Annotated in this window: 24 protein-coding genes; 7 read left to right on the top strand and 17 right to left on the bottom strand. The window is 66.7% G+C overall.

What is annotated here, in order from left to right; all coding sequences use genetic code 11:
• Positions 1–210: 210 nt before the first annotated feature.
• Genes OE647_RS15520 through OE647_RS15505 form a run of 4 tightly spaced genes read right to left on the bottom strand, consistent with a single transcriptional unit; the run spans position 211 to position 4,673 of the window.
• Positions 211–1,551, bottom strand: coding sequence for an NAD(P)/FAD-dependent oxidoreductase (locus OE647_RS15520; protein WP_263722670.1), 1,341 nt, complete (start codon positions 1,549–1,551; stop codon positions 211–213).
• Complete coding sequence (locus tag OE647_RS15515; protein WP_263722669.1) at positions 1,548–3,047, bottom strand: aldehyde dehydrogenase; 1,500 nt, start codon at positions 3,045–3,047, stop codon at positions 1,548–1,550. The genes OE647_RS15520 and OE647_RS15515 overlap by 4 nt, the downstream gene beginning before the upstream one ends.
• A 4-nt stretch (positions 3,048–3,051) precedes the next feature.
• The gene (locus OE647_RS15510; protein WP_263722668.1) at positions 3,052–3,954 is read right to left on the bottom strand and encodes a dihydrodipicolinate synthase family protein; all 903 of its coding nucleotides are present in this window, start codon (positions 3,952–3,954) and stop codon (positions 3,052–3,054) included.
• Entirely contained in the window at positions 3,951–4,673 is a 723-nt protein-coding gene (locus OE647_RS15505) for a GntR family transcriptional regulator (RefSeq protein WP_263722667.1), read from the bottom strand. Before OE647_RS15505 ends, OE647_RS15510 begins: the two co-directional genes overlap by 4 nt.
• Positions 4,674–4,804: 131 nt before the next feature.
• Here OE647_RS15505 and OE647_RS20210 point away from each other — a divergent pair, with 131 nt between their 5' ends.
• Together OE647_RS20210 and OE647_RS15495 are read left to right on the top strand one after the other, a co-directional pair.
• On the top strand, positions 4,805–5,632 hold the full coding sequence (locus OE647_RS20210; protein WP_412174964.1) for an ATP-binding cassette domain-containing protein: 828 nt from the start codon (positions 4,805–4,807) through the stop codon (positions 5,630–5,632).
• Between the two features lie 57 nt (positions 5,633–5,689).
• Positions 5,690–6,640 carry a GlxA family transcriptional regulator gene (locus OE647_RS15495; RefSeq protein WP_263722666.1) on the top strand — a complete coding sequence of 317 codons (951 nt, stop codon included), beginning with the start codon at positions 5,690–5,692 and terminating at the stop codon, positions 6,638–6,640.
• A gap of 100 nt (positions 6,641–6,740) precedes the next feature.
• On the opposite strand, the gene OE647_RS15490 is transcribed toward OE647_RS15495, so the two are convergent.
• Complete coding sequence (locus tag OE647_RS15490; protein WP_263722665.1) at positions 6,741–7,418, bottom strand: GntR family transcriptional regulator; 678 nt, start codon at positions 7,416–7,418, stop codon at positions 6,741–6,743.
• An 87-nt stretch (positions 7,419–7,505) separates the two neighbouring features.
• Between OE647_RS15490 and OE647_RS15485 the strand changes: the two genes are divergently transcribed.
• Genes OE647_RS15485 through OE647_RS15470 form a run of 4 tightly spaced genes read left to right on the top strand, consistent with a single transcriptional unit; the run spans position 7,506 to position 11,002 of the window.
• Positions 7,506–7,859 (top strand): RidA family protein, encoded by a 354-nt coding sequence (locus tag OE647_RS15485; RefSeq protein WP_263722664.1) that lies wholly within the window; start codon positions 7,506–7,508, stop codon positions 7,857–7,859.
• Positions 7,860–7,894: 35 nt separating this feature from the next.
• Positions 7,895–9,142 (top strand): D-amino acid dehydrogenase, encoded by a 1,248-nt coding sequence (locus OE647_RS15480; RefSeq protein ID WP_263722663.1) that lies wholly within the window; start codon positions 7,895–7,897, stop codon positions 9,140–9,142.
• Positions 9,132–9,899 carry a maleate cis-trans isomerase family protein gene (locus OE647_RS15475; RefSeq protein WP_263722662.1) on the top strand — a complete coding sequence of 256 codons (768 nt, stop codon included), beginning with the start codon at positions 9,132–9,134 and terminating at the stop codon, positions 9,897–9,899. The genes OE647_RS15480 and OE647_RS15475 overlap by 11 nt, the downstream gene beginning before the upstream one ends.
• A gap of 26 nt (positions 9,900–9,925) precedes the next feature.
• Positions 9,926–11,002 carry a hypothetical protein gene (locus OE647_RS15470; RefSeq protein WP_263722661.1) on the top strand — a complete coding sequence of 359 codons (1,077 nt, stop codon included), beginning with the start codon at positions 9,926–9,928 and terminating at the stop codon, positions 11,000–11,002.
• On the opposite strand, the gene OE647_RS15465 is transcribed toward OE647_RS15470, so the two are convergent.
• The 5 genes from OE647_RS15465 to OE647_RS15445 are packed head-to-tail and all read right to left on the bottom strand — an operon-like array spanning position 10,999 to position 17,791.
• Entirely contained in the window at positions 10,999–14,433 is a 3,435-nt protein-coding gene (locus tag OE647_RS15465; protein WP_263722660.1) for an indolepyruvate ferredoxin oxidoreductase family protein, read from the bottom strand. The two genes, OE647_RS15470 and OE647_RS15465, sit on opposite strands and share 4 nt — an antisense overlap.
• On the bottom strand, positions 14,430–14,780 hold the full coding sequence (locus tag OE647_RS15460; RefSeq protein ID WP_263722659.1) for a DUF6285 domain-containing protein: 351 nt from the start codon (positions 14,778–14,780) through the stop codon (positions 14,430–14,432). The genes OE647_RS15465 and OE647_RS15460 overlap by 4 nt, the downstream gene beginning before the upstream one ends.
• Entirely contained in the window at positions 14,777–15,805 is a 1,029-nt protein-coding gene (locus OE647_RS15455) for a phosphotransferase family protein (RefSeq protein WP_263722658.1), read from the bottom strand. Before OE647_RS15455 ends, OE647_RS15460 begins: the two co-directional genes overlap by 4 nt.
• Before the next feature lie 3 nt (positions 15,806–15,808).
• The gene (locus OE647_RS15450) at positions 15,809–17,008 is read right to left on the bottom strand and encodes an acyl-CoA dehydrogenase family protein (protein ID WP_263722657.1); all 1,200 of its coding nucleotides are present in this window, start codon (positions 17,006–17,008) and stop codon (positions 15,809–15,811) included.
• Between the two features lie 18 nt (positions 17,009–17,026).
• On the bottom strand, positions 17,027–17,791 hold the full coding sequence (locus OE647_RS15445; protein ID WP_263722656.1) for an SDR family NAD(P)-dependent oxidoreductase: 765 nt from the start codon (positions 17,789–17,791) through the stop codon (positions 17,027–17,029).
• A 126-nt stretch (positions 17,792–17,917) separates the two neighbouring features.
• Between OE647_RS15445 and OE647_RS15440 the strand changes: the two genes are divergently transcribed.
• A complete protein-coding gene (locus tag OE647_RS15440; RefSeq protein ID WP_263722655.1) occupies positions 17,918–18,619 on the top strand; it encodes a GntR family transcriptional regulator in 702 nt (233 codons plus the stop codon).
• Positions 18,620–18,788: 169 nt separating this feature from the next.
• Here the strand turns inward: OE647_RS15440 and OE647_RS15435 are convergent, their stop codons facing one another.
• The 7 genes from OE647_RS15435 to OE647_RS15405 all read right to left on the bottom strand — a co-directional run bounded on the left by OE647_RS15435 (position 18,789) and on the right by OE647_RS15405 (position 23,722).
• Entirely contained in the window at positions 18,789–18,986 is a 198-nt protein-coding gene (locus OE647_RS15435; protein ID WP_263722654.1) for a hypothetical protein, read from the bottom strand.
• Positions 18,987–19,266: 280 nt separating this feature from the next.
• Positions 19,267–19,989, bottom strand: a complete 723-nt coding sequence (locus tag OE647_RS15430) for an RNA polymerase sigma factor (RefSeq protein ID WP_263722653.1) — start codon at positions 19,987–19,989, stop codon at positions 19,267–19,269.
• Positions 19,986–20,513, bottom strand: a complete 528-nt coding sequence (locus OE647_RS15425) for a plastocyanin/azurin family copper-binding protein (RefSeq protein ID WP_263722652.1) — start codon at positions 20,511–20,513, stop codon at positions 19,986–19,988. The genes OE647_RS15430 and OE647_RS15425 overlap by 4 nt, the downstream gene beginning before the upstream one ends.
• Positions 20,513–20,932 carry a hypothetical protein gene (locus OE647_RS15420; RefSeq protein WP_263722651.1) on the bottom strand — a complete coding sequence of 140 codons (420 nt, stop codon included), beginning with the start codon at positions 20,930–20,932 and terminating at the stop codon, positions 20,513–20,515. The genes OE647_RS15425 and OE647_RS15420 overlap by 1 nt, the downstream gene beginning before the upstream one ends.
• 116 nt (positions 20,933–21,048) lie before the next feature.
• Entirely contained in the window at positions 21,049–22,077 is a 1,029-nt protein-coding gene (locus tag OE647_RS15415; RefSeq protein ID WP_263722650.1) for an ABC transporter ATP-binding protein, read from the bottom strand.
• Positions 22,077–22,862: an ABC transporter permease gene (locus OE647_RS15410; protein ID WP_263722649.1), complete on the bottom strand. Its 786-nt coding sequence runs from the start codon at positions 22,860–22,862 to the stop codon at positions 22,077–22,079. Before OE647_RS15410 ends, OE647_RS15415 begins: the two co-directional genes overlap by 1 nt.
• Positions 22,859–23,722 (bottom strand): ABC transporter permease, encoded by an 864-nt coding sequence (locus tag OE647_RS15405; RefSeq protein ID WP_263722648.1) that lies wholly within the window; start codon positions 23,720–23,722, stop codon positions 22,859–22,861. Before OE647_RS15405 ends, OE647_RS15410 begins: the two co-directional genes overlap by 4 nt.
• Positions 23,723–23,740: the final 18 nt, after the last annotated feature.

Here is a 23,740-nt window from a genome sequence, read left to right as displayed (position 1 = left end):
CGCAATCGCCCGTCCCGCTGCGCGAGATGAAAGCTCCGCGCGACGGGCGATTGCTCAACCCGCGCCAATAGGCGTAAATAACCACCGGGCTCCGGTCGTGGCTGGATGAAAGACCAGTGGCAGGTCACTGGCAATGTCGGGAAATTCGGCGAACAGGACCCGGGCAGCCGTGCGGACTTCCTTCAGGTCCGCACCCCCTGCATGCCCCCCTTATTCCTTGCTGGCGCGCCATTCCTTCCATCTCAGCACGGCATTCGCGCCGATCTGCTGGAAAGGTTGGGGGGGAAGGCGCTTGGGCGCGGCTTCGGCGGTGAAGTGATCGGTGATGGGGCTGGTGTGCCCGCAGGCGAGTTCCGCCGCGCCGATGCCGGTCAGGGTGCCGCGCGCGGTGCCGAGCCCGTTCTGGACGCAGCCGGAAAAGACGCCGTCATCGACCTCCCGCGTCACCGAGACACCGTTCAGCGTCAGGCACAGGTGCCCGGCCCAGGCGTATTCCATCCGCATTCCGGCAAGCTGGGGAAAGCGCGTGTCGAACTTGCGCTGCATGACCTTGCGGGCGCGGCGCAGCTCGGCCTCCGAAGGCACCGTGTTGGGCCGGAGCGTGGCGCAGGTCCGGGTGACGATGCGGTTGCCGCCCTGGCCGCTGTCGATGCGGCGCACCGTGGTGCCCATCGGGTCCGAGGGCGTGATCCCCCAGCGCGGCTGCCCGCCCAGCCGGGCCAGCGCCCGGCTGTCCAGTTCCGGCGTCATCACCGCGTAAAGGAAGAGCTGCATCAGCCCTCCCCGCGCGAAGCCGAAGCTTTCGAGGTGGCCGTTGACGGTCAGGATCACCCGCGCGGTGGCAATGCTGCCACCGGGGCTGCGGACCACCCAGTCGGCGCCCCGCCGCTCGAACCCGGTGACCGGGCTTTGCTCGAAGATATCCACCCCCTCCGCCGCGAGCCCCGCGGCAAGTCCCCGGATATAGCCCGCGGGCTGCAGCATCACCGTACCGGGCGTGTAAAGGCCGGAGAGGTAGTGGGAGGATCCCGTCAGCTCCCGCATCGCTTGGGCGTCCAGCATCTGGCTGCCCTCGCCCAGCGAGGCCAGGTGCCGGGCGTAACTTTCGTTATGGGCCTCGGCCGCGGGGCTGGCGGCGCCGTTCACCTTGCCGACCGGGTCAAAATAGTTGCGGTCGATCCCGTAAGCCTCGACCGCGCCGCGCGCGAAGGCGATGGCCTGGCGGTTGAGGCCGATCATCACCCGGTCGTCGCCCGCGCCCGCGTAGTCCTCCGAGGTCAGTTCATGCGGCAGGTCGATCATGAAGCCGGAGTTGCGCCCGGCCGCACCCTCGGCGATGCGGCCTGCCTCCAGGACCGCGATGCGCGCGCCAGGCTGCAACTGGCGCAAGCGGCGGGCCGCCGACAATCCGGCAAAGCCCGCCCCCACGATCACGAAGTCGGCGGTGCGGTCGTCGGCAAGCGCCCGGGCCGCGCCTTGCGACCCCAGGATGGCGTTCCAGGCCGCCGGTCCAAGCTGGACCGGCAACCTGCGGGCGGTGTGTCCGCTCAATTGACCGCCTCGTCGGCGTCGTCGGCCAGGTCCACCCAGATGGTCTTCAGCTGGGTATACTGGTCGTGGGCGTGGATGCCGTTGTCGCGCCCGCCGAAACCGCTGGCCTTGAAGCCGCCGAAGGGGGTGGAGATGTCGCCCTCGCCGAAGCTGTTGACCGTCACCGTGCCGGCGCGGATCGCGCGGGCGCCACGGATCGCCTTCTTGACGTTCGCGGTGAAGATCGAGGCCGCCAGCCCGTATTCGGTGTCGTTGGCCAGCGCGATCGCCTCGTCGAAGCCATCGACGGTCAGGACCGTCAGCACCGGGCCGAAGATCTCTTCACGCACCGCGCGCGCCTCGCGGTCGGCCACATCGAGGATCGTCGGTTCGACGAAGCCGTCCCTGGCCTTGCCGCCCAGCAGCACCTTCTGTCCCTTGGCGCCAAGGTAGGAACAGACCTTGTCGTAATGCGCCTTGCTGACCAGCGCGCCGACGCGATTCACCGGGTCCAGCGGATCGCCCATCGGCCATTCCCGGGCATGGGCAAGGATGCGCGACAGAAGCTCCTCCTTCACGCCCTTCTGCACGATCAGGCGCGACGAGGCGGAGCAGTTCTCCCCCATGTTCCAGAAGGCGCCGTTGACGATATGGGCCGCCACGCGGTCGAGGTTCTCGGCGTCGTCCAGAACCACGGCCGGATTCTTGCCGCCCATTTCCAGCGTGACTTCCTTCATGTTGGATTCGCCCGCGTAGCGCAGGAACCGCCGCCCCGTCGCGGTCGAACCTGTGAAGCTGACCGCGTCGATGTCCATGTGCCGCCCGATGGGTTCGCCCACCTCTGCCCCGCCCCCGGGCAGGACGTTGAAGACGCCGGCGGGAACACCCGCCTCCATCGCCAGTTCGGCCACGCGCAACGCGGTCAGCGAGGTCTCCATCGCCGGCTTCACGATGACCGAGCAGCCCGCCGCCAGCGCCGGTCCGATCTTCCACGCCAACATGAGAAGCGGGAAGTTCCAGGGCAGCACCAGCCCCACGACGCCCACCGGTTCACGCACCACCATGGCGATGTGGTTGTCGGAGGCGGGCGCGACCTGGTCGTAGATCTTGTCGATCAGTTCCGCGTGCCAGGTTAGGCAGTGGATGGTTTCCGGCACATCGACCGTCTCGCAGTCGAAGATGGTCTTGCCGCTGTCGAGGCTTTCCATCACCGCCAGGTCGCGCGCGTTGCGCTTGAGGAGCCTGGCCAGGCGGATCAGCACCTCCTTGCGCTCACGCGGATGCAGCCGTGACCAGCGGCCGTCCTCGAAGGCGTCGCGCGCCTTTTCGACGGCGAAGTCCACGTCCGCCGCCCCGCAGGCGGCGACCTTGGCCAGCACCGCGCCCGTCGCCGGGTTCACGCTGTCGAAGGTCGCGCCCGAGAGCGCCGGGCGGAAGCTGCCGTCGATGAAGGCGCCGGTCGGATAGGTCAGGCTGGCGGCGATGGCCTTGTATTCCTCGGTGGTCAGAAGGGTCATGGCCTTACTCCGCAACGATCTTGGCGATGGTGGTTTTCAACACGCGCACGGTCTGTTCCAGCTGGCGCTTGTCGTCCTTGTTCAGGGGCTTCAGCGGCGGGCGCGGCGGGCCTGCGTAATTGCCCATCATCTCACACCCGTGCTTGATGCACTGGATGAACTTGCCGCCCTGCTCCAGCACCCGCATCAGCGGCATCATCGCCGACATGATCCGGCGTCCCTTGTCAAAGTTGCCCTCGACCGCGCAGGCCTGGTAAAGCGCGATGTGCTCGGCGGGCAGGAAGTTCGAGCCGCCGCAGACCCAGCTGCGACCGCCCCAGGCGAAGAACTCCAGCGCCTGGTCGTCCATGCCGCAGGACATCTGGATATGCGGGTAGTCGCGCGCCAAAAGGTGCACCCGGTTGATATCGCCCGAGCTTTCCTTGATCGCGCAGAAATTCCGCGACCGGCCCACGCGGTCCAGGAACTCCTCGCCCATGTTGATGCCCATGCGGCCGGGATAGTTGTAGAGCATGGCTGGCAGATCGGCGGCCCGGTCGATGGCCAGCGCGTTCAGCGCGTTTTCGCGTTCGGTGGGCACCGAATAGGGCGGCGAGCCGATCAGGACGCTGTCGGCCCCGATCGCAGCGGCGTGTTCGGCCATGGCCAGGCTGTCTTCCAGCCGGATCGCCACGGTGCCGATCATCAGATGAATGCGGCCCTTCGTGACCTCGCGCGCGAGCGACGCCATCTCCATCCGTTCCTGCATCGACTGGGCGTAGTATTCCCCGGTCGAGCCGCCGTTGATGATGCCGTGAACGCCCGAGGCGATCAGGTATTCAAGCTGCGCGACAAAGGCGTCGCGGTCGATCGAGCCATCCTCGCGGTGCGGGGTAATGGCCGGGGTGTAAATGCCTTCGAACTTCATGAAGCTCCTCTTGTCTCCTGCGCGCCGGGCGCGCGGCCCAGCGGAATGGTGATGCTCACGGGGGTGACGAAACTTTCGATCTGGGCGCGCGACAGTTCCCAATGCGCGACCGCGATTTCCGCCGCGCCGTCGGCGTCGCCCGCCTCGATCAGCGCGATGAACTGGTCGTGCTGGTCGGCGGCCAGGTCGCGCTGCTCGGCAAGCTCAAGCCGGCGCGGGTTGTAGAAGGTCATGCCGATGCGGGTGTGGTCGATCAGGAGCCGCTTGAGGCTCGGCATCAGGTATTCGTTGTCGGCCATCTCTCCGATGATGGAGTGGAAACGCTCGTTACCAAGCGCCCGCTCCGCCGCGTCGCCGTTCTTGATGGCCTGGCGGAACGCCCACTGACATTCCTTGAGCCGCGCGATCTGGGCGGGTGTCGCGTGTTCAGCCGCAAGCCGCGTGGTGGCGGCATAGATCATCGGCGCGGCCACGAAGAAATTCCTCAGCGTCTTGTGGGTCATCGGCGCGACCTGCGCGCCGCGGTTTTCATGCAGGACGACGTAGCCCTCGCCCGCGAGCTGGCGCAGCACCTCCCGGAGCGGCGGGCGGGAGATCCCGTAGCTCTCGGCCAGCTCCGTCTCGTCCAGGTAGACGCCCGGCTCCAGCGCCTGCGTCAGAACCCGCCGCCGAAGATCCTCCGCGCAGATGGACTTCTTGCTTCTGCTGTCGACTTCCACGGGCGGCTCTCCTTCGCGATCCAACAGGATCCTTCGTTGAATCTGTATTGGCACCCCTTTGTAGATCTATAAAATACATGTTGTCTACAATAAAGTTTTGTGGTTGCTGTCCCGCTACAGAGAGGACCCGCATGGCTGAATCCGAAAACGAGACCGTCATTCGCTGCGCGCAGATCGGGAAGACCTTCGGGGACAAGCCGCGCCTGGCGATGGACGCCGCGCGCCTGACCGGATGGGATCACAAGTATGCTGACGAGTTGTCGGGGTGCCTGCAGCAGCGCGCGGGCCTTGCCCGCGCCATCGCCGCCGACCCAACGATCCTGCTGACGGACGAGCCGTTCTCCGCCCGCGACCCGCTGATCCGCAAGCAGCTTCAGACGACGTTCATGGGGTGTTCGGACGAACTGCACAAGAACACCATCTTCCCCACCCATGACCCAGACGAGGCGACCCGCATCTGCGACCGCATCGCAATCATGAAGGACGGCGTGCCGGTCCAGATCGGAACGCCGCTCGGCATCCTTGCGGGCAAGAGCGACCGCTTCGAATTGGTGATCCGGCCCGTTCTGGCCGCGATGCGGACGATCCCGACCGGGCTCAACCCGACCATCATGCTGTCGCTCTCGATGGCCGTCATCGCCTTAATGATTGCCGTCAAGGGGCTCGGCAACGAGGTGCCGCGCGCCATGGGGCGTCTCGACGCCGGCAAGGCGATCGCCGGCGGCCTCGGCACGGCGATCGCGCTCGTGCTTGCCGTCCGCCCCGTCGCCAGCCCGATCACGGCGAAACTCCTTGAGCCGGTCAAGATCGACATCAACGACATTTCCGCACAAAATAAGTTGATGGCAGATGGAGAGGCCAATTCGAACGACATCGACCGTCACGTCGCGGACTGGATCGCCGCCCATCAGGCGGCTTACGATGCCTGCCTGGAAGCCGCGCGGGCTGCCGCGAACTGACCTGAATGCCCGGAGGCGCCGTCCCGGCGCCTCCCACACCCCCTTGAGCACGCGGACATGACCCAAACGACGCATTTTGTCTTTCTTCTCGTCGAAGACTTCTCGCACCTCGCGTTTTCCTGCGCGCTCGAACCCCTCCGCATCGCCAACCTCGTCTCAGGCAAGCCGCTTTACCGCTGGTCCCTGATGTCGGAGAACGGCACCTCCGCCACCTGCTCGAACCGCGCCGTCACGCTCGTTGACCGCGGTTTCCAGCAGATCGAGCGGGATGAGCGGCTGTTCCTGATTTCCGGCATCGGCGTGCAGAACCAGATCACTCCCGGCCTGCTGAACTACCTGCGCCGCGAGCGGGCGCGCGGCTCCAGGATCGGGGCGATCTGCTCGGGCGCCTATGTCCTTGCCATGGCCGGTTTCCTCGATGGCATCGATACCGCCATCCACTGGGAATTCCACGACCTCTTCACCGAGAAGTTTCCGGCTGTCCGGCTGGTGCGCAACGTCTTCGTCGCGCATGAGAAATTCGTGACCGCCTCTGGCGGCACGGCGGCTGCGGACCTGATGCTGCACCTGATCGCGAAGGAACATGGCGCGGCCCTCGCCACCGCCGTCGCCGACCAGATGGTCTATAACGCCGTTCGCGAGGGAACGGCGGGGCAGCGCGTCTCGCTCCAGTCGCGCCACGGCATGCGAAACGCGCATCTCGCCCGCTCCATCCAGATCATGGAAGAGAACATCGAGACGCCGCTTGCGCCCTACGAGGTCGCGGAAAAGCTCGGAATTTCGACACGGCAGTTGGAGCGGCTCTTCGGCAGGTACCTCAACACCTCGCCCAAGCGCTACGCGATGGAGATGCGCCTGCACCGCGCCCGCAACCTGATCGTTCAGAGCGAGCAATCGATCGCGGAGATCGCCATGGCCTGTGGCTTCAACTCCACCTCGCATTTCTCCAAGGTGTTCCGCAACCATTTCGGCGTCTCGCCGCTGAGCCATCGCTCAACCCTGTCCTGAGAAGGCGATGGCTGTCGCCAGACCTGCGTGCGGCGCCGATCTGGCCCCCAGCCGCCCGCGCGGGCACGATCTGGGCGGCTTCGCGAAACCGGTCGCGGGGCTAAGGCGCGCCGGCCTCCGCGCGCCGCCCAAGCCGTTGCCGGGCCGCCGCGATCGCGTTCCGCGCGCTGCTGAGAATGTGACGCTCAAGGAGCAGGGCGCCGGCTTCGCCCTGGCGGTTGGCAAGCAGGCTCACGATCTGCCCGTGTTCGCCCAGCGTCTTGGCCCGGCGATCCGCATCCACAAGTTCGAGATTGCGGAAAGCCGCGATCTTCTCCTCGATCTGGCGGAGCTGCCGCAGCAGAGAGGCGTTGCCCGCAAGCGCGGCCATTTTCGAATGGAACTCCGCGTCGTAGCGGTTGAGCGAGCGGAATTCCCCAGTGATCTCCGGGCGGGCCCAACGCCCGCAGAACGCGTCGAGCGCGTCCTGTGCGGCGGTCTTGCAGGCCGTGCGAAAGGCCCACATCTCCAGCGCGGCGCGCACGGCGTAGATCTCGTCGATTTCGGCAAGGTCGATTCCGCGGCAGAAGAAGCCCTTGTTCGGAACGAAGGTCACGAAGCCTTCGGCGACCAGGCGGTTGAGCGCCTCGCGCACCGGGATCCGGCTGACCCCGAGTTCGGCGGCAAGCTCGCCCTCCTTGACCTTCTGCCCCGGATCGAAGCTGAAATCCATCGCCATGGCCTTGACGTGGTCATAGACCCGTTCGACGCCGTCGGCCCTTCGCTTTGTCACCGCCATTCAGCCATCCTCGATGCGACATAAGTGTATACACTTTTGGAAACCTGTGCTAGCCCAATGTCATTCCAAACAAGGGGGAGATCCGACATGACCATCGAACGCCTGAACACCAACGATCGCATGAGCCAGGCCGTGATCCACAACGACACGGTCTATCTGGCCGGCCAAGTTGCGCTGAAGGCTCCGGGTGCCAGCGTGGCCGAGCAGACCAAGGCGATCCTGGACCAGATCGACGAATTGCTGGCCGCCGCGGGCACCGACAAGTCCAAGGCGCTGACAGCAACGATCTGGCTGTGCAGCATGGACGACTTCGCCGAGATGAACAGCGTCTGGGACGAATGGTCCAAGGGTGGGGCCGCGCCCTGCCGCGCCGCGGTGGAATCGCCGCGCCTTGCCGCGCCGCAGTTCACGGTCGAGATCGGGTTGATCGCCGCGCGCTAATCTATGGCGCGGGCGCCTGGCTGAGGGTTGGGACCATGCATATTGTCGTACTCGGTGCGGGAATGGTGGGCATCACGACGGCCTACCAGCTTCTCAGGGACGGGCACGCGGTCACCGTCCTCGAACGTGCGGACGCGCCGGCAGAGTTCACGAGCTACGCGAACGCGGGCCTTGTCGCCCCCGGGCATGCCTATGCCTGGGGCTCGCCCGCCGCGCCCGGCATGATGTGGCGCTCGCTCATCCGAGGCGATCAAGCGATCCGTTTCAGCCCGCGCCTTTCGCCGCGCCAGTGGAAATGGGCGCTGGCCTTCCTGCGCGAATGCACCGCCGAGCGGGCCGCGGCCAATACCGGCGTGAAGGCGCGGCTTTGCCGGTTCTCGCAACGCATGCTGGAGGAGGTCGTGGCCGAGACAGGCGTGACCTACGACGGGCGCGGGGGCGGGTTGCTTTACTTCTACCGGAGCGCGGAGCGGTTCAGCGCGGCCAGCCAGCGCGCCGACCTTTTGCGCGATCAGGGGCTTGAGGTCCGGGAACTGAGCCGGGATGAGGTCATTGCGACCGATCCGGGCCTGGAAACCGCGCGCGGCGCCATCGCGGGCGGTCTCTTCGCGCCAACGGACGCCAGCGGGGACGCGCGGCTTTTCACCCGCGCCCTGGCCGGGGTCTGCACCGGGATGGGCGCCGACATCCGCTACGGCACTACGGTCACGGGCCTGACGAAAGCGGGCGGAAGCATCCGCGCGGTCGAAACGTCCGCCGGATCGATCGCGGCCGATGCGGTGGTCCTTTGCCTTGGCGTCTACAGCCCGCACCTGGCCGAAACGCTGGGATTCACCCTGCCGGTCTACCCGGTCAAGGGCTACTCGGTCACCGTCTCGGCCCGCGACCTCGACCAGGCGCCGACCATCGGCGGCGTGGATGAGGAGAACCTGCTGGCCTATTGCCCGATGGGCGAGCGGCTGCGCCTGACCGCCACGGCGGAGATCGCGGGCTATTCCACCGCCCATAAACCCGCCGATTTCAACGTCATGCTGACACGCGCACGCGAGCTTTTTGGCGACAAGCTGGGGGCGTCGGGCATCGAATACTGGGCGGGGCTCAGGCCGATGACACCGACCGGCCTGCCGATCGTGGACCGGTCCCCCATCGACAACCTCTTCCTCAACACCGGGCACGGCCACATGGGCTGGACCATGTCGAACGGCTGTGCCCGGATGACCGCCGACCTGATCGGCCAGAAGGCCCTGACCCACTCGAACGAAGGGATGCGCTATGACGGTTGAAACGAAGATGATCGAACACCTGCCCTTCACGACCGAGCGTGTGATCGCCGCGCGCGCGCGCATCGGCGTGATCGTCCTTGCCACGGACTACACGCTGGAACACGAGTTGCGGCAGATGATCACGCTGCCCGGCGTGGACGTCTACCATGCGCGCATCGCCAATTCCCCTCAGATCACGCCCGAGACGCTGAGGGCGATGCTGCCGCTCATCACCTCGACGGCGAACCTGATCCTGCCCGGCGACACGTTGGATGTGCTGGCCTTCGCCTGCACCTCCGCCTCGATCGTGCTGGGGACAGAAACCGTGGCAGAGAACCTGAAGGCCGCCAAGCCGGGGGCCGCGACCACCAACCCCGCCTTTGCCGCCTTCAACGCCTTCCGCGCGCTCGGCGCGAAGCGGATCGCGCTGCTGACGCCCTATTCCCGCGCGGTGAACGACTTCGTGCAGAGATCGGTGGAAGAGGCAGGGTTCGAGGTCCCGGTCTTCGGCAGCTTCAACGAGCCGCACGATCCGACCGTCGCCTCAATCGACACGCCAAGCCTCAAGGCCGCCATCGCGCGGATCACCGAGGGCAACGACGTGGACGCCGTCTTCATCTCCTGCACCTCGGTCAGGATCGCGGCGAGCGTGGCGGCGATCGAGGCGGAGCTTGGCGTGCCGGTCACCTCCTCCAACCACGCGCTGGCCTGGCATTGCCTGCGGCTCGCCGGCGTGACCGACAAGATGCCGCAGCACGGACGGCTTTTCACCGTCTAGCGAAGGCGCCAGAGCGGGAGGAGCAGATGGCGGCAACCATAGTTTTCATCGGCGCCGGCGATGTCGGCCTGCGGATGGCCGACGGACTTTTGGCGCGCGCGCCGATCGGGCGGATGGTGCTGGCCGACTTCAACGCCGCGGCCGCCGGGCCGCGGGCGGCAATGCTCGGCAACTGCCACGGGGTCCGGGTGGAGTTCCGGCCGCTCGACGGGCGCGACAAATCCGCCATCGCGGCGCTGGTGCGCGAGACCCGGCCCGACCTGATCGCGCAATGCGCGAGCCTCATCAGCCCTTGGTCGATCATCGGCCGCGACCACCCGGTGGCCCGCAAGATCTCGGGCGCGGGGATCGCCCTGCAGATCGGCGCCCAGCTTCCCATCCTCCTGAACGTGATGGAGGTCTTGCGCGACCTTGGTGTTACGTCCCCGGTGGCGAACATCACCATGCCCGATATCCTGCACCCGATGCTCGCGGCGCGTGGACTGGCCCCGACCGTCGGACTTGGCAACGTCAGCATCCAGCACCTGCGGGTACGCCACCGGCTGGTCGAACGCGACGACTTCACCGGCGACGAACAGATCCGCGTGCTGGGCCATCACTGTCAGGTCTATGACGTGATGAAGGCGCAGATGCCCCTCGACGCGGAGGACCGCGTTCGGGTCTTCCTGGGCGAAGAGGGCGCGCGCCACGATCCCCTGGCCTATGAGGGCGCGCCCTTCCCCGCCGGGCCGATCTACAATGAGATCACGGCGGCCTCGGCGCTCCCGGTCCTTGCAGCACTGCTGCCCGGGGCGGTGCCGCTTCGGTTTTCCGCCCCCGCGCCGGAGGGCCTGCCGGGCGGCTATCCCGTCCGGATCGACGGCGGCGCGGTGGCGTTGGATCTGCCGCAGGGGCAGACACGCGAGGACGCCGTCGTCTACAACCGGCGCCAGGGACGGCGCGACGGGGTGGAACGGATCGAAGGCGACGGAACCCTGGTCTATACGCCCTCGGTCCGGGAGGCGGTGCGCGACATCGACCCCGCACTTGCCGAACCCGTGGAGATCGACCGGCTCGCGGAACGGACAGAACGCCTGATGCGCGCCCTCGCCTCGATCCGTTAGCCTGCTCTCGAAAGCACCGACGCCGCCGGAACCAGCCGGCCCAGCAGATCGGCGCGGCGGGCCGCGGCGGCCTCGACACTTGCCGCCTTCACATGGCCATAGCCCCGGATCGTCTCGGGCAGCGACGCCAGGGCCAGCGCGACGGCGTAATCGGCTTCGGGCAACTGCGGCAAGAGAGCCTCGATGGTCGCGAAATACTCCGCGATCAGCGCCCGCTCCATCCGCCGTTCCGCGCTGCGCCCGAAGGGGTCGAGCGGCGTTCCCCGCAGCCCTTTCATCCGGGCGAGCACCTTCATCGCCCGCAGCATCCAGGGCCCGATGGTGCGCTTCTGCAAATGACCCGTCTCCTTGTCGCGTTTCGAGAAAATCGGCGGCGCCATCTGCAGCCTGAGCTTGAGATCACCTGTAAACTGCTCGCAAAGAGCCTTTTCGAAGCGGCCGTCCGTGTAGAGGCGCGCGACTTCATATTCGTCCTTGTAGGCCATCAGCTTGTAGGCGTTCCGCGCGACCGCCATGCTCAACGCCTTGTCAGGCCCCGGGTCCACCGCCGCGACCCTTTCGACAAGGGCCGTGTAGCGCCGCGCATAAGCGGCACTCTGATAGTTGGCCAGATCGGCGGCACGATGAGCGACAAGCTGATCCAGCGACATTGGCTCGGTGGACCTCGCCCCAAGCCCCGGCGCCGCCCGCGCCATTACCAGTGCTTCGTCCTGCACATGACGACGGCCCCACGCAAAGGCCTTCAGATTGAAGGGAACGGAGACGCCGTTCAGTTCGATGGCCTTCTCGATGGCCCTGGCCGAGAGGGGCACGAGCCCCTTTTGATAGGCGACACCCAGCATGAAGAGATTGGCGGCGATCGTGTCACCCATGAGCGCCCTCACCACCTTGGTGGCATCGACGAAATGGGCGTTGCCTTGGGCGACGGCCTCGGCCAGGCGCGCCTTCATGCGCTTGACCGGCAGCGTGAAGTCGGCGTTGCGGGTGAAGTCTCCGGTCATCATCTCATGGGTGTTCACGACAAGATGGCTGCGGTCGCGGCCAACGAGCGAAAGGATCTGATCGCCCGCGCTGACCACCATGTCGCAGCCCAGGACAAGGTCTGCCTGGCCCGGCGCCACGCGGATCGCGGTGATGTCACCCGGCTTCTGAGCCAGCATGATATGCGAGGTGACCGCGCCCCCCTTCTGCGCCATGCCGAGCATGTCGATGATGCCGCATCCCTTGCCCTCGAGATGCGCGGCCATCGCCAGAAGCGCGCCGATGGTGACAACCCCGGTGCCCCCGACGCTGGTCAGCACCACGCCGAACGGGCGGTCGAGCGGCAGTTTCAGCGCGGGGTCCTGCAGTTCGGGAAGGCCGCTTTCGACGGCTGCGGGCTTGCGCAATGCGCCCCCCTCGACCGAGGCGAAGGAGGGGCAGAAACCCTTGGCGCAGGAATAGTCCTTGTTGCAGGACGACTGGTCCACCTGCCGCTTGCGCCCGAACTCGGTCTCAAGCGGCGTGATCGCGACGCAGTTCGACTGCACCCCGCAATCGCCGCAGCCCTCGCAGACGAGCGGGTTGATGAACAGGCGCTTCTCCGGGTCCTCCATCCTGCCGCGCTTGCGGCGGCGGCGCTTTTCGGCGGCACAGGTCTGTTCGTAGAGCAGCACCGTGCAGCCCTCGACCCGCGCCAGGTCTTTCTGGACCGCGATCAGCTTGTCGCGGTGGTCGATGCTGGTGCCGGGCGGGAACTGCGCGGCCGAATAAAGATCGGGCCGGTCGGTGACAAAGGCCAGACGCGCGACGCCGGCGGCAACGACCTCCGCAGCGATCCGGAACGGGCTGAGGTCGCCCTCATGATCCTGCCCGCCGGTCATGGCGACGGTGTCGTTGTAAAGGATCTTGTAGGTGATGTTGGTCTTCGCGGCGATCGCCGCGCGGACGGCGAGAAGCCCGGAATGATTGTAGGTGCCATCGCCCAGCGTCTGGAACACGTGGCGGCGGGTCGAGAACTTGCTCTCTCCGATCCAGTTCGCGCCTTCCGCGCCCATGTGGGTATAGCCATCGACGCCCCGGTCCATCGTCTGGCTCATCCAGGAACAGCCGATCCCGGCATAGCCGCGCGCGCCCTCTGGCATGACGGTCGAGCTGTTATGGGGGCATCCCGCGCAGAAATACATGCCACGCTTCAGCCCCAGCACCTCGCGTTCGCGGTTCAGCTCGGCGGCAGCGCCGGTGGCGGCCGTGCGGGCCGCGTCGTCGGGAAGGCGTGCGCCGACAGCCGCCGCGATCTGCAAGGGGTTCAGCGCCAGTTCGGCCTGAAACAGCACACGGCCGTCCTCGTCCCGCTTGCCGAGGATGCTGCGGGGTGCCTCTGCGCGTCCGTAAAGGATGGCGCGCAGCTGCTCCTCGATCAGGCCGCGCTTTTCCTCGACCACGATCACCTGATCGAGGCCGGCGGCAAAGGCCGAGATCCCCTCGGGTTCCAGCGGCCAGGACATGCCCACCTTGTAAAGCGCGAGCCCCATCGCATCGGCGCGGGCGCGATCGATGCCGAGGATCTGAAGCGCCGAAAGCACATCCATCCAGGACTTGCCGGTCGAAACGATGCCGATGCGGGGGCGCGTGCCGCCGCTCCACACGGTATTGTCCAGCCCGTTGGCCCGCGCGTAGGCGCGGGCGGCCTCGACCTTGTGGCGGTGCAGGCGGGCCTCCTGTTCCTGCGGCGGGTCGCCCGCGCGGATGTTGAGCCCACCCGCCGGCATGTCGAAGTTGGGCAGGACCGGGACGACCGCATCCGGATCGGCCCAGATCGAGGCGGTGGATTCGATGTTATCCTTTACGCATTTCAGCCCGACCCAGAGGCCGGAGAACCGCGACAGCGCCCAGCCGTGCAGGCCGTATTCCAGGATCTCCGCCACGCTTGCGGGGTTCAGGACCGGGATCATCGCGTCCATCAGCGCGTAGTCGCTCTGATGGCAGGTGGTGGAGCTTTCGCAGGTGTGATCGTCGCCCATCAAGACCAGCACGCCGCCATGGCGCGACGACCCGGCAAGGTTCGCGTGACGCAGCGCGTCGCCCGACCGGTCCACGCCCGGCCCCTTGCCGTACCACATGCCGAAAACGCCGTCATAGGCGCCCTCGCCCCGCATCTCGGCCTGCTGCGCCCCCCAGAGCGCGGTGGCGGCCAGATCCTCGTTCAGGGCGGGCTCATAGATCACTCGCGCCTTGTCCAGTTGGGCCTTCGCGCGCGGGAACTGCGCGTCGAGCCCGCCAAGCGGCGAGCCGCGATACCCCGTCACATAGCCCGCGGTGTTCAGGCCCGCCTTGCGATCGCGGTGGCTTTGGGTCAGGCACAGCCGGATCAGGGCCTGCGTCCCGGTGATGAAGATCCGCTTCTTCGAGAGGTCGTATTTGTCGGCCAGATCGACCGTCAGAAGGCTCATGAGCGTGCCCCTTCCGGCCCATTGCGGGTCTCTTCAAGGAATTTCGGATTGCTGATCCGAAGCTTGGCTTCGACAAAGCCGCGCAGCGCCGACAAAAGAGCAGGCGAGGGCGCCGTGCGATCGGCGCGCAGAGCCGCCGCCAGCGCCCCCGGCGCACCGAAACCGGCCGCCTGCGGGACCGCGTCCGGCGCTGTTTCGGAGGTCGCCTGGGCCAGCAGAACATCCAGCGCGCGCTTGAGCATCGCGCCGGTATAGCGGTTCTCCCCCGTCAGCCCGGGAAGGATCTTCTCGACGAACTCCCGCTGCGCCGCCCTCAGCAGGGCGGTGTCGATCTGTCCCGCGCTCATGCGCCCGCCCCTTCGATCAGGTTGAGGATGTTCAGTTCCATCTCCGCCGCCATAAGGCCGGTCAGCGCCAGCTCCTGCGTGACCTCGGTGCCGGAGCGGCAGCGCTCCCCCTGCTGCAGCGCGATGACCGCCCAGCGCAGTTCCGCCATCACCTGCCAGTAGGGAAGCCGCGCGCGGTCCACCTGGCGCCCGCTCGCGGCCTCATAGCCCTTCAGGAACGGGTCGAGCCCGGCGATCCCGCCGACTTTCAGCGCGTCGTTGCCGAAGCGCCAGCATCGAGCGCAAAGCCAGCCGATATCCTCGTCGGGGTCGCTCCAGCTCGTGAACTCCCAGTCAAGGATGGCGGTCAGCGCGCCGTTCTCGACCATGTAGTTCCCGGTGCGGTAATCGGTGTGGCAAAGCACGACGCCGTTTGGCGGCGGCGCGTTGGCCTCCAGCCAGTTCAGCGCCAATTCCAGAACCGGATGCCCCTCGGGCAGCGCATCCAGATCGGCGCGGTAGCGGGCGATGCGCGTCAGCGCCGGGTGCCCCGCCGGGACGGGCAGGAACGCGAGGTCCGCGACCGGCGGGCGAACCCGGTGCAGCTTTGCCAGTTCCGCGCCAAGCCGCTCGGCCAACGCCGGGCCGAAGCTCGCAAGCCCCGGATCGCGGACCAGCTTGCGGCCCTGCGCCGACCCGCCCGCCCGCGCCATCAGGTAGAAAGGCCGGCCGATGACGCCCGCATCCTCGCAGAGCAGGATCGGTTCTGGGGCCGTCACCCCCGCCGCGTGCACGACGCGCAGGATCGCGAACTCCTCCGGCCGCCCCAGTGAGGTGGAGATGGTCGAAGGCGCATCGGTCCGAAGCACCCAGGCCTGTGCCCCCGCGCGCGGGCCGCCCTCGACCACCAACTCGATCAGCCAGTTTTCCTGGATCGCGCCGCCTGACAGCTTCTCCATCCGCGCGATCGCCATCGAGCGCGCGCCAAGCGCGCCCTGAAGCCAGGGGCCAAGCGCCACGAAACGGGGGGCAAGATCCGTCGCCACCCCTCATCGCCCCCAGGACCAGTAGTCCATGCCCTCGGCCGCGTAGTTGCGGGCCAGCACCATCTTGTGGACCTCGTCCGCGCCATCGACGAGCCTTGCCTGACGGGCATAGCGGTAGATCCATTCCAGAACCGTGTCCTTTGAATAGCCACGCGCGCCGTTCAGCTGGATCGCGGTATCGACCGCCTTGTGCAAGGTGTTGGCGACATGGACCTTGGCCGAGGAGACCTCCTTGCGGGCGAAATCGCCCTGGTCGAGCTTCCAGGCGGCGTGCATCACCAGAAGCCGCCCGATCTGGATCTCATGCGCCAGTTCGCCCATCTTGATCTGGACGGATTCTCGGTCGGCGAGGCGAATGCCGAAGCCCTCGCGCCGGCTGGTGTATTCGGCCGCGATCTCCATCGCGCGCTTGGCCAGCCCCAGCCAGCGCATGCAATGGGTCAGCCGTGCTGGCCCCAGGCGCATCTGTGTAACCTTCAGCCCATCGCCGACGTTCAGAAGCCGGTTTTCGTCCGCGATCTCCAACCCGTCGTAGACGATCTCGCAATGCCCCCCGTGCTCTTCCGGGCCCATGATCGGGATGCGGCGCTCGATCCGCCAGCCGGGCTGATCGGCGTGGTAAAGGAACGCCGTCAGCCCCTTGCGCGGGTCGTCCGAGGTGCGCGCCATCAGGATGAAATGGCGTGCGCCCTCCGCGCCGGTGATGAACCACTTGCGCCCCGAGACCACCCAGTTGTCGCCTTTCCGCTCCGCCTTGGTCAGCATCATGTTGGGATCGGAGCCGCCACCCGGATGCGGTTCGGTCATCGCGAAGGCCGACCGCACCTCTCCCGCGATCAGCGGGTCGAGCCACCATCGCTTTTGCGCCTCGGTCCCGATCCGGGCCAGAAGGTTGATGTTGCCGTCGTCGGGTGCGGCGCAGTTCAGGCAGGCCGGTCCGAAGATCGAACGGTTCGCCTCCTCGTAGACTGCCGCCCAGCCGATATGCGGCAGGCCCATCCCGCCCCGGTCCCGAGGGGCCTGCGGCGCCCAGAGCCCCGCCGCCCTCGCCTTCGCGCGCACCTGTTCCAACAGATCGGGGCGGATGTTCTCGTGCGCATCGTAATTCGCAGGGTCGACCTCCAGCGGCAGGACCTTGTCGGCGATGAAGGCGCGTGTCCTCAGACGGATCGCATCGATCTCGGCGGGCAGGTTGAAATCCATGTCGGCTCCTTTCCGGGATCAAAGGCTTGAGAGAAGATGGCCGCCATCGACCGGTATGACGGCGCCGGTCATGAAGCTGCTGCGACCCGAGGCCAGCAAGAGGAGAACGCCATCCAGTTCTTCGGCCTTGCCGATGCGGCGCATCGGAATGCGCTTGGCAAGCGCGGTGCCCGCATCGCTTTGCAGGAAGTCTTCGGTCAGTTCGGTCAGGAAGTAGCCGGGCGCGATTGCGTTCACGCGGATGCCGTGGCGGGACAGTTCCAGCGCCTGCAGCCGCGTCAGATGCGCGACCGCCGCCTTGGTCATGGCATAGCTCGCCGCCCCGCCGACGGCGCGCAGCCCGGTGATCGAGGCGATGTTGATGATCGAGCCCGCTTTGGCGTGGTGGACCAGGCGCTGCGCGACAAGCTGCGCCACGTCCCAGACCGCCGTCTGGTTGACCGCGACGACGGCGGCGGTTTCCTCCTCCGGGGCGGTCAGGAACGGGTGCCGCCCCGCCATGCCCGCGTTATTGACCAGGATTTCGACGGGACCCGCCTCCTCCTCGATCCGCGCCAGGCCCTCGGCGACGGCCGCGCGGTCGGTCACGTCCAGCGCGATGGGGATCGCCGTGCCCCCCTTCTTTGCGATCGCCGCCGCAAGCGCGGCCAGGCGATCCGCCCTGCGCGCGGCGATGGCGACCACGCAGCCTTGCCCCGCGAGCGTTTCGGCGAAATGCGCGCCAAGGCCAGATGACGCCCCCGTGACCAGCGCGACTTTGCCTTCCAGGCCGAAATAGGACATCGATGTCTCCTTACTTCACTTCACACAATATTGTATGATATTTTCAGGTCAATCCTTCGGGTCGTCTGGGCGGGCAGAGTCAATGAACGATATGAACATCCAGACTGTGTCGGACAAAGCGGACAAATGACAGCGTCGAAGAAGATGGAAGCGCCGGTACGGAAGCCACGGCCCGGAAAGGCGGTCTACGACCGCATCCGGGAGATGGCCATTTCCTATGAATTCCTGCCCGATGAAAGCATCAACGAAGCCGCGCTTGCCAGCGCCTTGGGGGTCAGCCGCTCGCCGGTGCGCGACGCGCTCAACCGGCTGGTGACGGAGGGGCTCATCACCTTCCGTCCGAACTACGGGTTCTTCGCGCGCTCGCTTACCGATGCGGAACTGTTCGATCTTGCCGAGACGCGGCTCTGCCTTGAGCGGGAGGCGCTTGAACGCGCCTTCGAGCGCGGAACGAAGGAGGAGGCCGAGGAGCTTCTGTCGTTCTGGAGCGCGATCGATGCGACCCTGAAGACCGCCGACCCGAAGATGACCGCGCGCGCCGACGAGGATTTCCACATGCGGATCTTCAGAATGGCGCGCAACGCGGTGCTAAGCGCGATGATCGAGACCATCAACGCGCGCATCCGCTTCATCCGCGAGATCGAGATCGAGACGCCGATCCGCGAAGGCGCGGACTTCACCGAGCATTTCAACATCGCCAGAGCCTTGGTGGCGGGCGACCGCGCGGCCGGGATCGCCGCCCTGAACCGGCATCTGAAGTTCACCCGCGACAACGCCAGGTCGGTCCTGCGCGAGGGGATCATCCGGGTCTATCAGACCCGACGCTAGAAACTGGGGCTGCCATCGCCCAAGGTCGCGGGGGCTAGCCGAGAAGTTCAGCCTCGAACGAGCGGGTGGAAATGGGCCCTGTCCCCTGCGCGGCGGCGGGGCCCATGCACGTTGCTGCAAACCGCTCAGCGTCACGCCGGGGCGAATGAACCAGTTGTCGGACGTGATCTCACCATGAGTAAGATGGCAGAACCCCTTCTGCCGGTAGGATCCCCGAACGGCCCGACCATGCCGGTGTCGAGGCCGACAAAGTTGCGCGCCCAGCCCGCTGGGCGAAGGCCTGCTCGACGACGCCCGGCATGACGCTGTAGCCGCGCAGCTTCACCATCGAGCCGATGCGCCCGAGGACCTGAAGCTTTCCGTTCATCAGCGTCCGGCGGGCGCCGGTTTTCGTCCCGGAGATAGATCCGCTGGTTGACCTGCGTGCCGCCGGTCGAGGCCGCCTTGTCGAACCCGCATACGCCAGCAAGAACAGTCCGAGCTGCCCGTCATTGCGGTGGCCTTCACCGAGCTTTCAACATTCAACCCGCATTTCAGAAAGAGATACCCGCTGACGCCGCGCATGTGGCGATACGCGATGAGCCTTCGGGACCTCTCGAAGTGGGCGCCTGCCGCGCAGGCCTGACCGTCCCCCGCGCCCGACGGCGTCAGAGGTGTCCCTTCGCGCCCAGTGCCCGCACGACGCGGTCCGCCATGTTCGAGCAGCGCGCGCCGTCGAAGGGAAAGATCGCGTCGAAGCCGCCCTTCACACGGCGCTGCAGATCGGCCCTCAACCATCGGCGCGCGCGGAAAAGCCTTGTCTTGACGGTAATCGGATTGAGTTCGAGATCGCGCGCGATCTCCCTTGTGGTCATGCCTTCGGTTTCGCTCAGCACGAAGATCAGGCGCAGCTCCGGCGGCAGCCCGCCAACCGCCTGTTCCAGCAGTCGCCGCAACTGGAGGCGGCCAAGCTGCGCCTCGGCGGTTTCGGGGGCCTGTCCGGGGAAGGGCAGGACCGAAGGATCGTCGCGCTCGTTCACGGTATCGTACTCCTCCTCCGGGTGCTGGCGGCGCTGGCGCATCAGCGCGTTGTTGATCGCGATGCGGGTGATCCATGTCGAGAACGCAGCGCCGCCCTGGAAGCTGTCCAGACGCCCGAAGGCGGCAAGATAGGTCTCCTGCACAACCTCTTCGGCCTCGGCATCGCTTCGGACGATCCCTCTGGCGACCCGGAACAGGCGCGGGTTGTTGCGCCGGATCAGTTCACGCACCGCCGCGTCTGCTCGCCCCCCCGATCTGGCCAATGCCGCCGCGATCAACTCTGCCTCGTCGGCATCGCGGCCGATCGCGCGGGCCCGATCGCTGGTCGGGACTCTGGACGCCGATGTCATCGCGCTTCCTCCTTCAGGATCCGGCCTTTGGCGAGGATCTCGTCCACCGGCGGGAAGCCTGCCAGTGCGTCGGGCTCAAGATCGGCGCTGTCGGGGGCGGCGCCCTGCCAGCCCGGATCGCCGGGCCGTCCCACCACGATGCGTCCGACCATGCCCGCCATCTCATGCGGCATGCAGTAGTAATCATACACCCCCGGAACCGTCAGCGTGACCTCGAAACTTTCGCCGGGAAGAAGAAAGTCGCTGTCCCACGGCGCGGCGTCGGGCGGAATGCGCAACTGCCGATCCAGGATGTCGGGGTGATAGGCCGTCGAGGTATGGCTATTGCCAGGATCGCGGTTCGTGAAGCGCACCGTGGTGCCGGGCATGACGGCAAGACCGACGGGCGCAAACCAGATGCGTTCGCCACGGGCCGTGCCCTTCATCTCCACGCTCTCGACCGGGTCGGCCCAAAGGGCGCGCGGGCGTCCGAGGGCGGCGAACACGCCACCCCCGATCGCCAGAACCTGTCGGCGGGCCGGCATCACTCGGCAAGCCTCGATTTGGCGTCCTCGTCATGGAACAGGACGACATGCGCGTGCGGCGCCTCCACGCCCGGATGCCCGGCGTTGTAATAGATATCGACCGAGGAAACCGTGTGGCTGCCCACCCCCAAGCCGTCGTAGGAGGTGCCGTTGCGCAGATCGTCGAGCGGCGTCATGTAAATCGTCGCCGAAAGCCGCCCGTCATGATCATAGGCCAGGAACGGCCCCGCCGGAAGCGTCGCGGGATCGACGAAAAGCGTGCCGAGGCCGGGAATGAACTCGGGCAGCGGCAAGGCGTCGCTGACCTGAATATAGGGCGCGCCCGGAGGCGACATCTGCAGCGCCCCCTCCTCATGCGCCAACGCGCTGCCGACGGGAAGGAGGAAGGTGGCCGCAGCCACAAGCAAAGCCGTTTTCATCTGGTTTCCTTTCATGCTCTGGCGGTCCCGCATCAGCGGGCACCTGTCTCTTTGATGCGCCAGATCCAAAAGGGTTCGCAGAAAGTTGGCGGGGGCTTGTGATCGCGCGCCGGTCGTCAGGGGCTGATCGTCACGCTGTGCTCCGGCTGCCAGCTGACCCAGACCGGGCCGCTTTCGGGCAGGGCACGGAAGTCGGCGTCGCGGCCGACGACCTTGATGACCTCGCCCTGCCAGTCGAGCAGGCATGTGCCGAGCGCGCCGCCGAATATCTTCTGGACGAGGTGCGCGCGCAGGCGGCAGGGCGCGTTGGGCTCGGATGCCGAGAGCTGGAAGTTTTCGGGCCGCACGGCGATCGTCGCCCCCTGGGCGCCCGGAACCAGCGTCCCGTCCGCCAGGCGCAGCCCATCCGCCTCGCGCGTGCCGGAGAAGATCCGCGCGTCGCCCAGGAAGGTCGCCGTGAAGCTGTCGCGGGGATCGTCGTAGACCTCGCGCGGCGGACCGTGCCGGATGAGGCGGCCATCCTTCAGGATGCCGATCCGGTCCGACAGCGTCAGCGCCTCTTCCTGGTCGTGGGTGACGAAGATCGTGGTGATGCCAATCTCCCGCTGGATGCGTTTGAGCTCGATCTGCATGTCGACCCGCAGCGCCTTGTCGAGCGCCGAGAGCGGTTCGTCGAGCAAGAGCACGCGCGGCCGGGTGACGATGGCGCGGGCCATCGCGACGCGCTGGCGCTGACCGCCGGAAAGCTGATGCGGTTTGCGCGCGCCAAAGGCGCCAAGCTGAACCAGATCCAGCGCCTCCGTCACGCGGCGCTTCTTCTCGGCCGCGCCGACCTTGCGGACATCGAGCCCGAAGGCGATATTCTCTGCGACGGTCATGTTCGGGAAGAGCGCGTAGTTCTGAAAGACCATGCCGATCCCGCGCTTTTCGACCGGGACATTCTCCACCGGTTCGTCGGCGATCAGGACGCGGCCCGTTTCAGGCAGGACAAATCCCGCAATCGCGCGCAGAAGCGTCGTCTTGCCGCTGCCGGAGGGACCAAGAAGCCCGAAGAAGCCGCCATCGGGAAAGTCGAGCGTCACCTCGTCGAGCGCCCGTGCCGCGCCATAGGTCTTGACCAGATTTTCAACCCTGACCTCGGCCATCAGCGTTCCCCCCCGAAATTGGAATACCGCGCCGCAAGCAGCATGATGCCCATCGACAGGGCGATGATGATGGTCGAGATCGCGTTGATCTCGGGCGTGAAGCCCTTGCGGATCGAGGTGTAGATCAAAACCGGCAGCGTCGTGTCCCCGGGTTCGGACAGGAAGTAGGAGACGACGAACTGGTCGAAGCTGACGGCAAAGGCGAAAAGCCCCCCGGCAATGATGCCGGGCAGGATCCAAGGCACCGTGACGGCGCGGGTGATCTGCCAGGGGGTCGCGCCAAGCGACCGCGCGGCCTCTTCCAGCGTGCGGTCGAAGGTCGCCAGGCGCGCCGACACGACCACGATCACATAGGGAAGCGCCAGTGCGACATGGCCGATGATGACGGCAGGCGTCCCGCGCCCGAGGCCGATGCCGAAGAAAAAGATCAGCATGGCCGTGCCGGTGATGAGCCAGGGGATCGCGATGGGCGGGAACAGCAGGACCTGCAGCACGCGCTTGCCCCGGAAGTCGTGGCGGAAGAGCGCGACAGACGCTGCCGTCCCGAGCGTGGTCGCGATGAGGGTCACGATGACCGCGATCCAGACCGAGCGCCAAGCGGCCGACAGGATTTCACCGTTGTGCCAAAGCCGCGCGTACCACTCCGTCGATCCCCTGAACGGCAGTTGGTAGAACTCCGACGCGTTGAGGGACATCGCCGCCATGACGAGGATGGGGGCGTAAAGGAAGAACAGGATCAGCCCGACATAGGCGCGGCCAAGATGGGCCAGAAAGCCGTTGCTCATGTCCGTGCCCTCCGCAGGATCGGGCTTGCCGCGGCAAGGATGGCCAGAACGACGGCCAGAAGGATGAACGACAGCGCCGCGCCCAGCGGCCAGTTGAAGACGGCGACGAACTGATCCTCGATCACCGTGCCGTAATAGGTGCCGACCCTGCCGCCGAGGAGCCGGGGCTCCATGAAAGAGCCCACGACCGGCACGAAGATCAAAACCGCACCGGCGAGGATGCCGGGCGCCGCCAGCGGCAGGATCAGCCGCCAGAGAATTGTCCGGCGCCTGGCGCCCAGCGACCGCGCCGCCTCGATCAGGCTGTCGTCGATGGCCTGAAGCGCGAGGTAGGAGGTCAGGATCACGTAAGGCAGGTAGGAATGGACAAGCCCGATCACGATGGCCGTCGGGCTGAACATCAGGTTCAGCTTCACGTCCCAGGGCAGGATCGCATTCACCGCCCGGTCCAGAACGCCGTTCCCGCGCAGCACGATGGCCCAGGAGAAGATGCGCACCAGCGAGTTCGACCAGAACGGCAGGATCACCAACAGAAACAGCGCCTCGCGCGATCGGCCCTTCACGATCTTGGCAAGCACATAGGCGCAGGGAAAGCCGACAACCACCGACACCACGGTGACAATCAGGCCGAGCTTCAGCGACTTCCACAGCAGCGTCGCGTAGGTCGCGGTCTGGAAGAAGGCGCGGTAGTTGTCGAGCGTCGCGTGCCAATCCTTCCCGCCGAACGGCACGTCGGACAGGAAGCTGAAGAAGGCCATGGCCGACAGCGGCAGAAAGACCGCCACCGTCAGCCAGAGATAGGCAGGGGACAGAAGCGCCAGGGCCCTGCGGCGGTCCCGCCCTGCAAGGGTCATCGCCATCTGCCCCCTCCTTCCCCC

It is taken from the genome of Albidovulum sediminicola (genome assembly GCF_025751575.1).
Classification (GTDB): Bacteria; Pseudomonadota; Alphaproteobacteria; order Rhodobacterales; family Rhodobacteraceae; genus Albidovulum; species Albidovulum sediminicola.
Note: the sequence above shows the minus strand (reverse complement) of the source record. Positions and strands in the feature narration are given on the sequence as shown.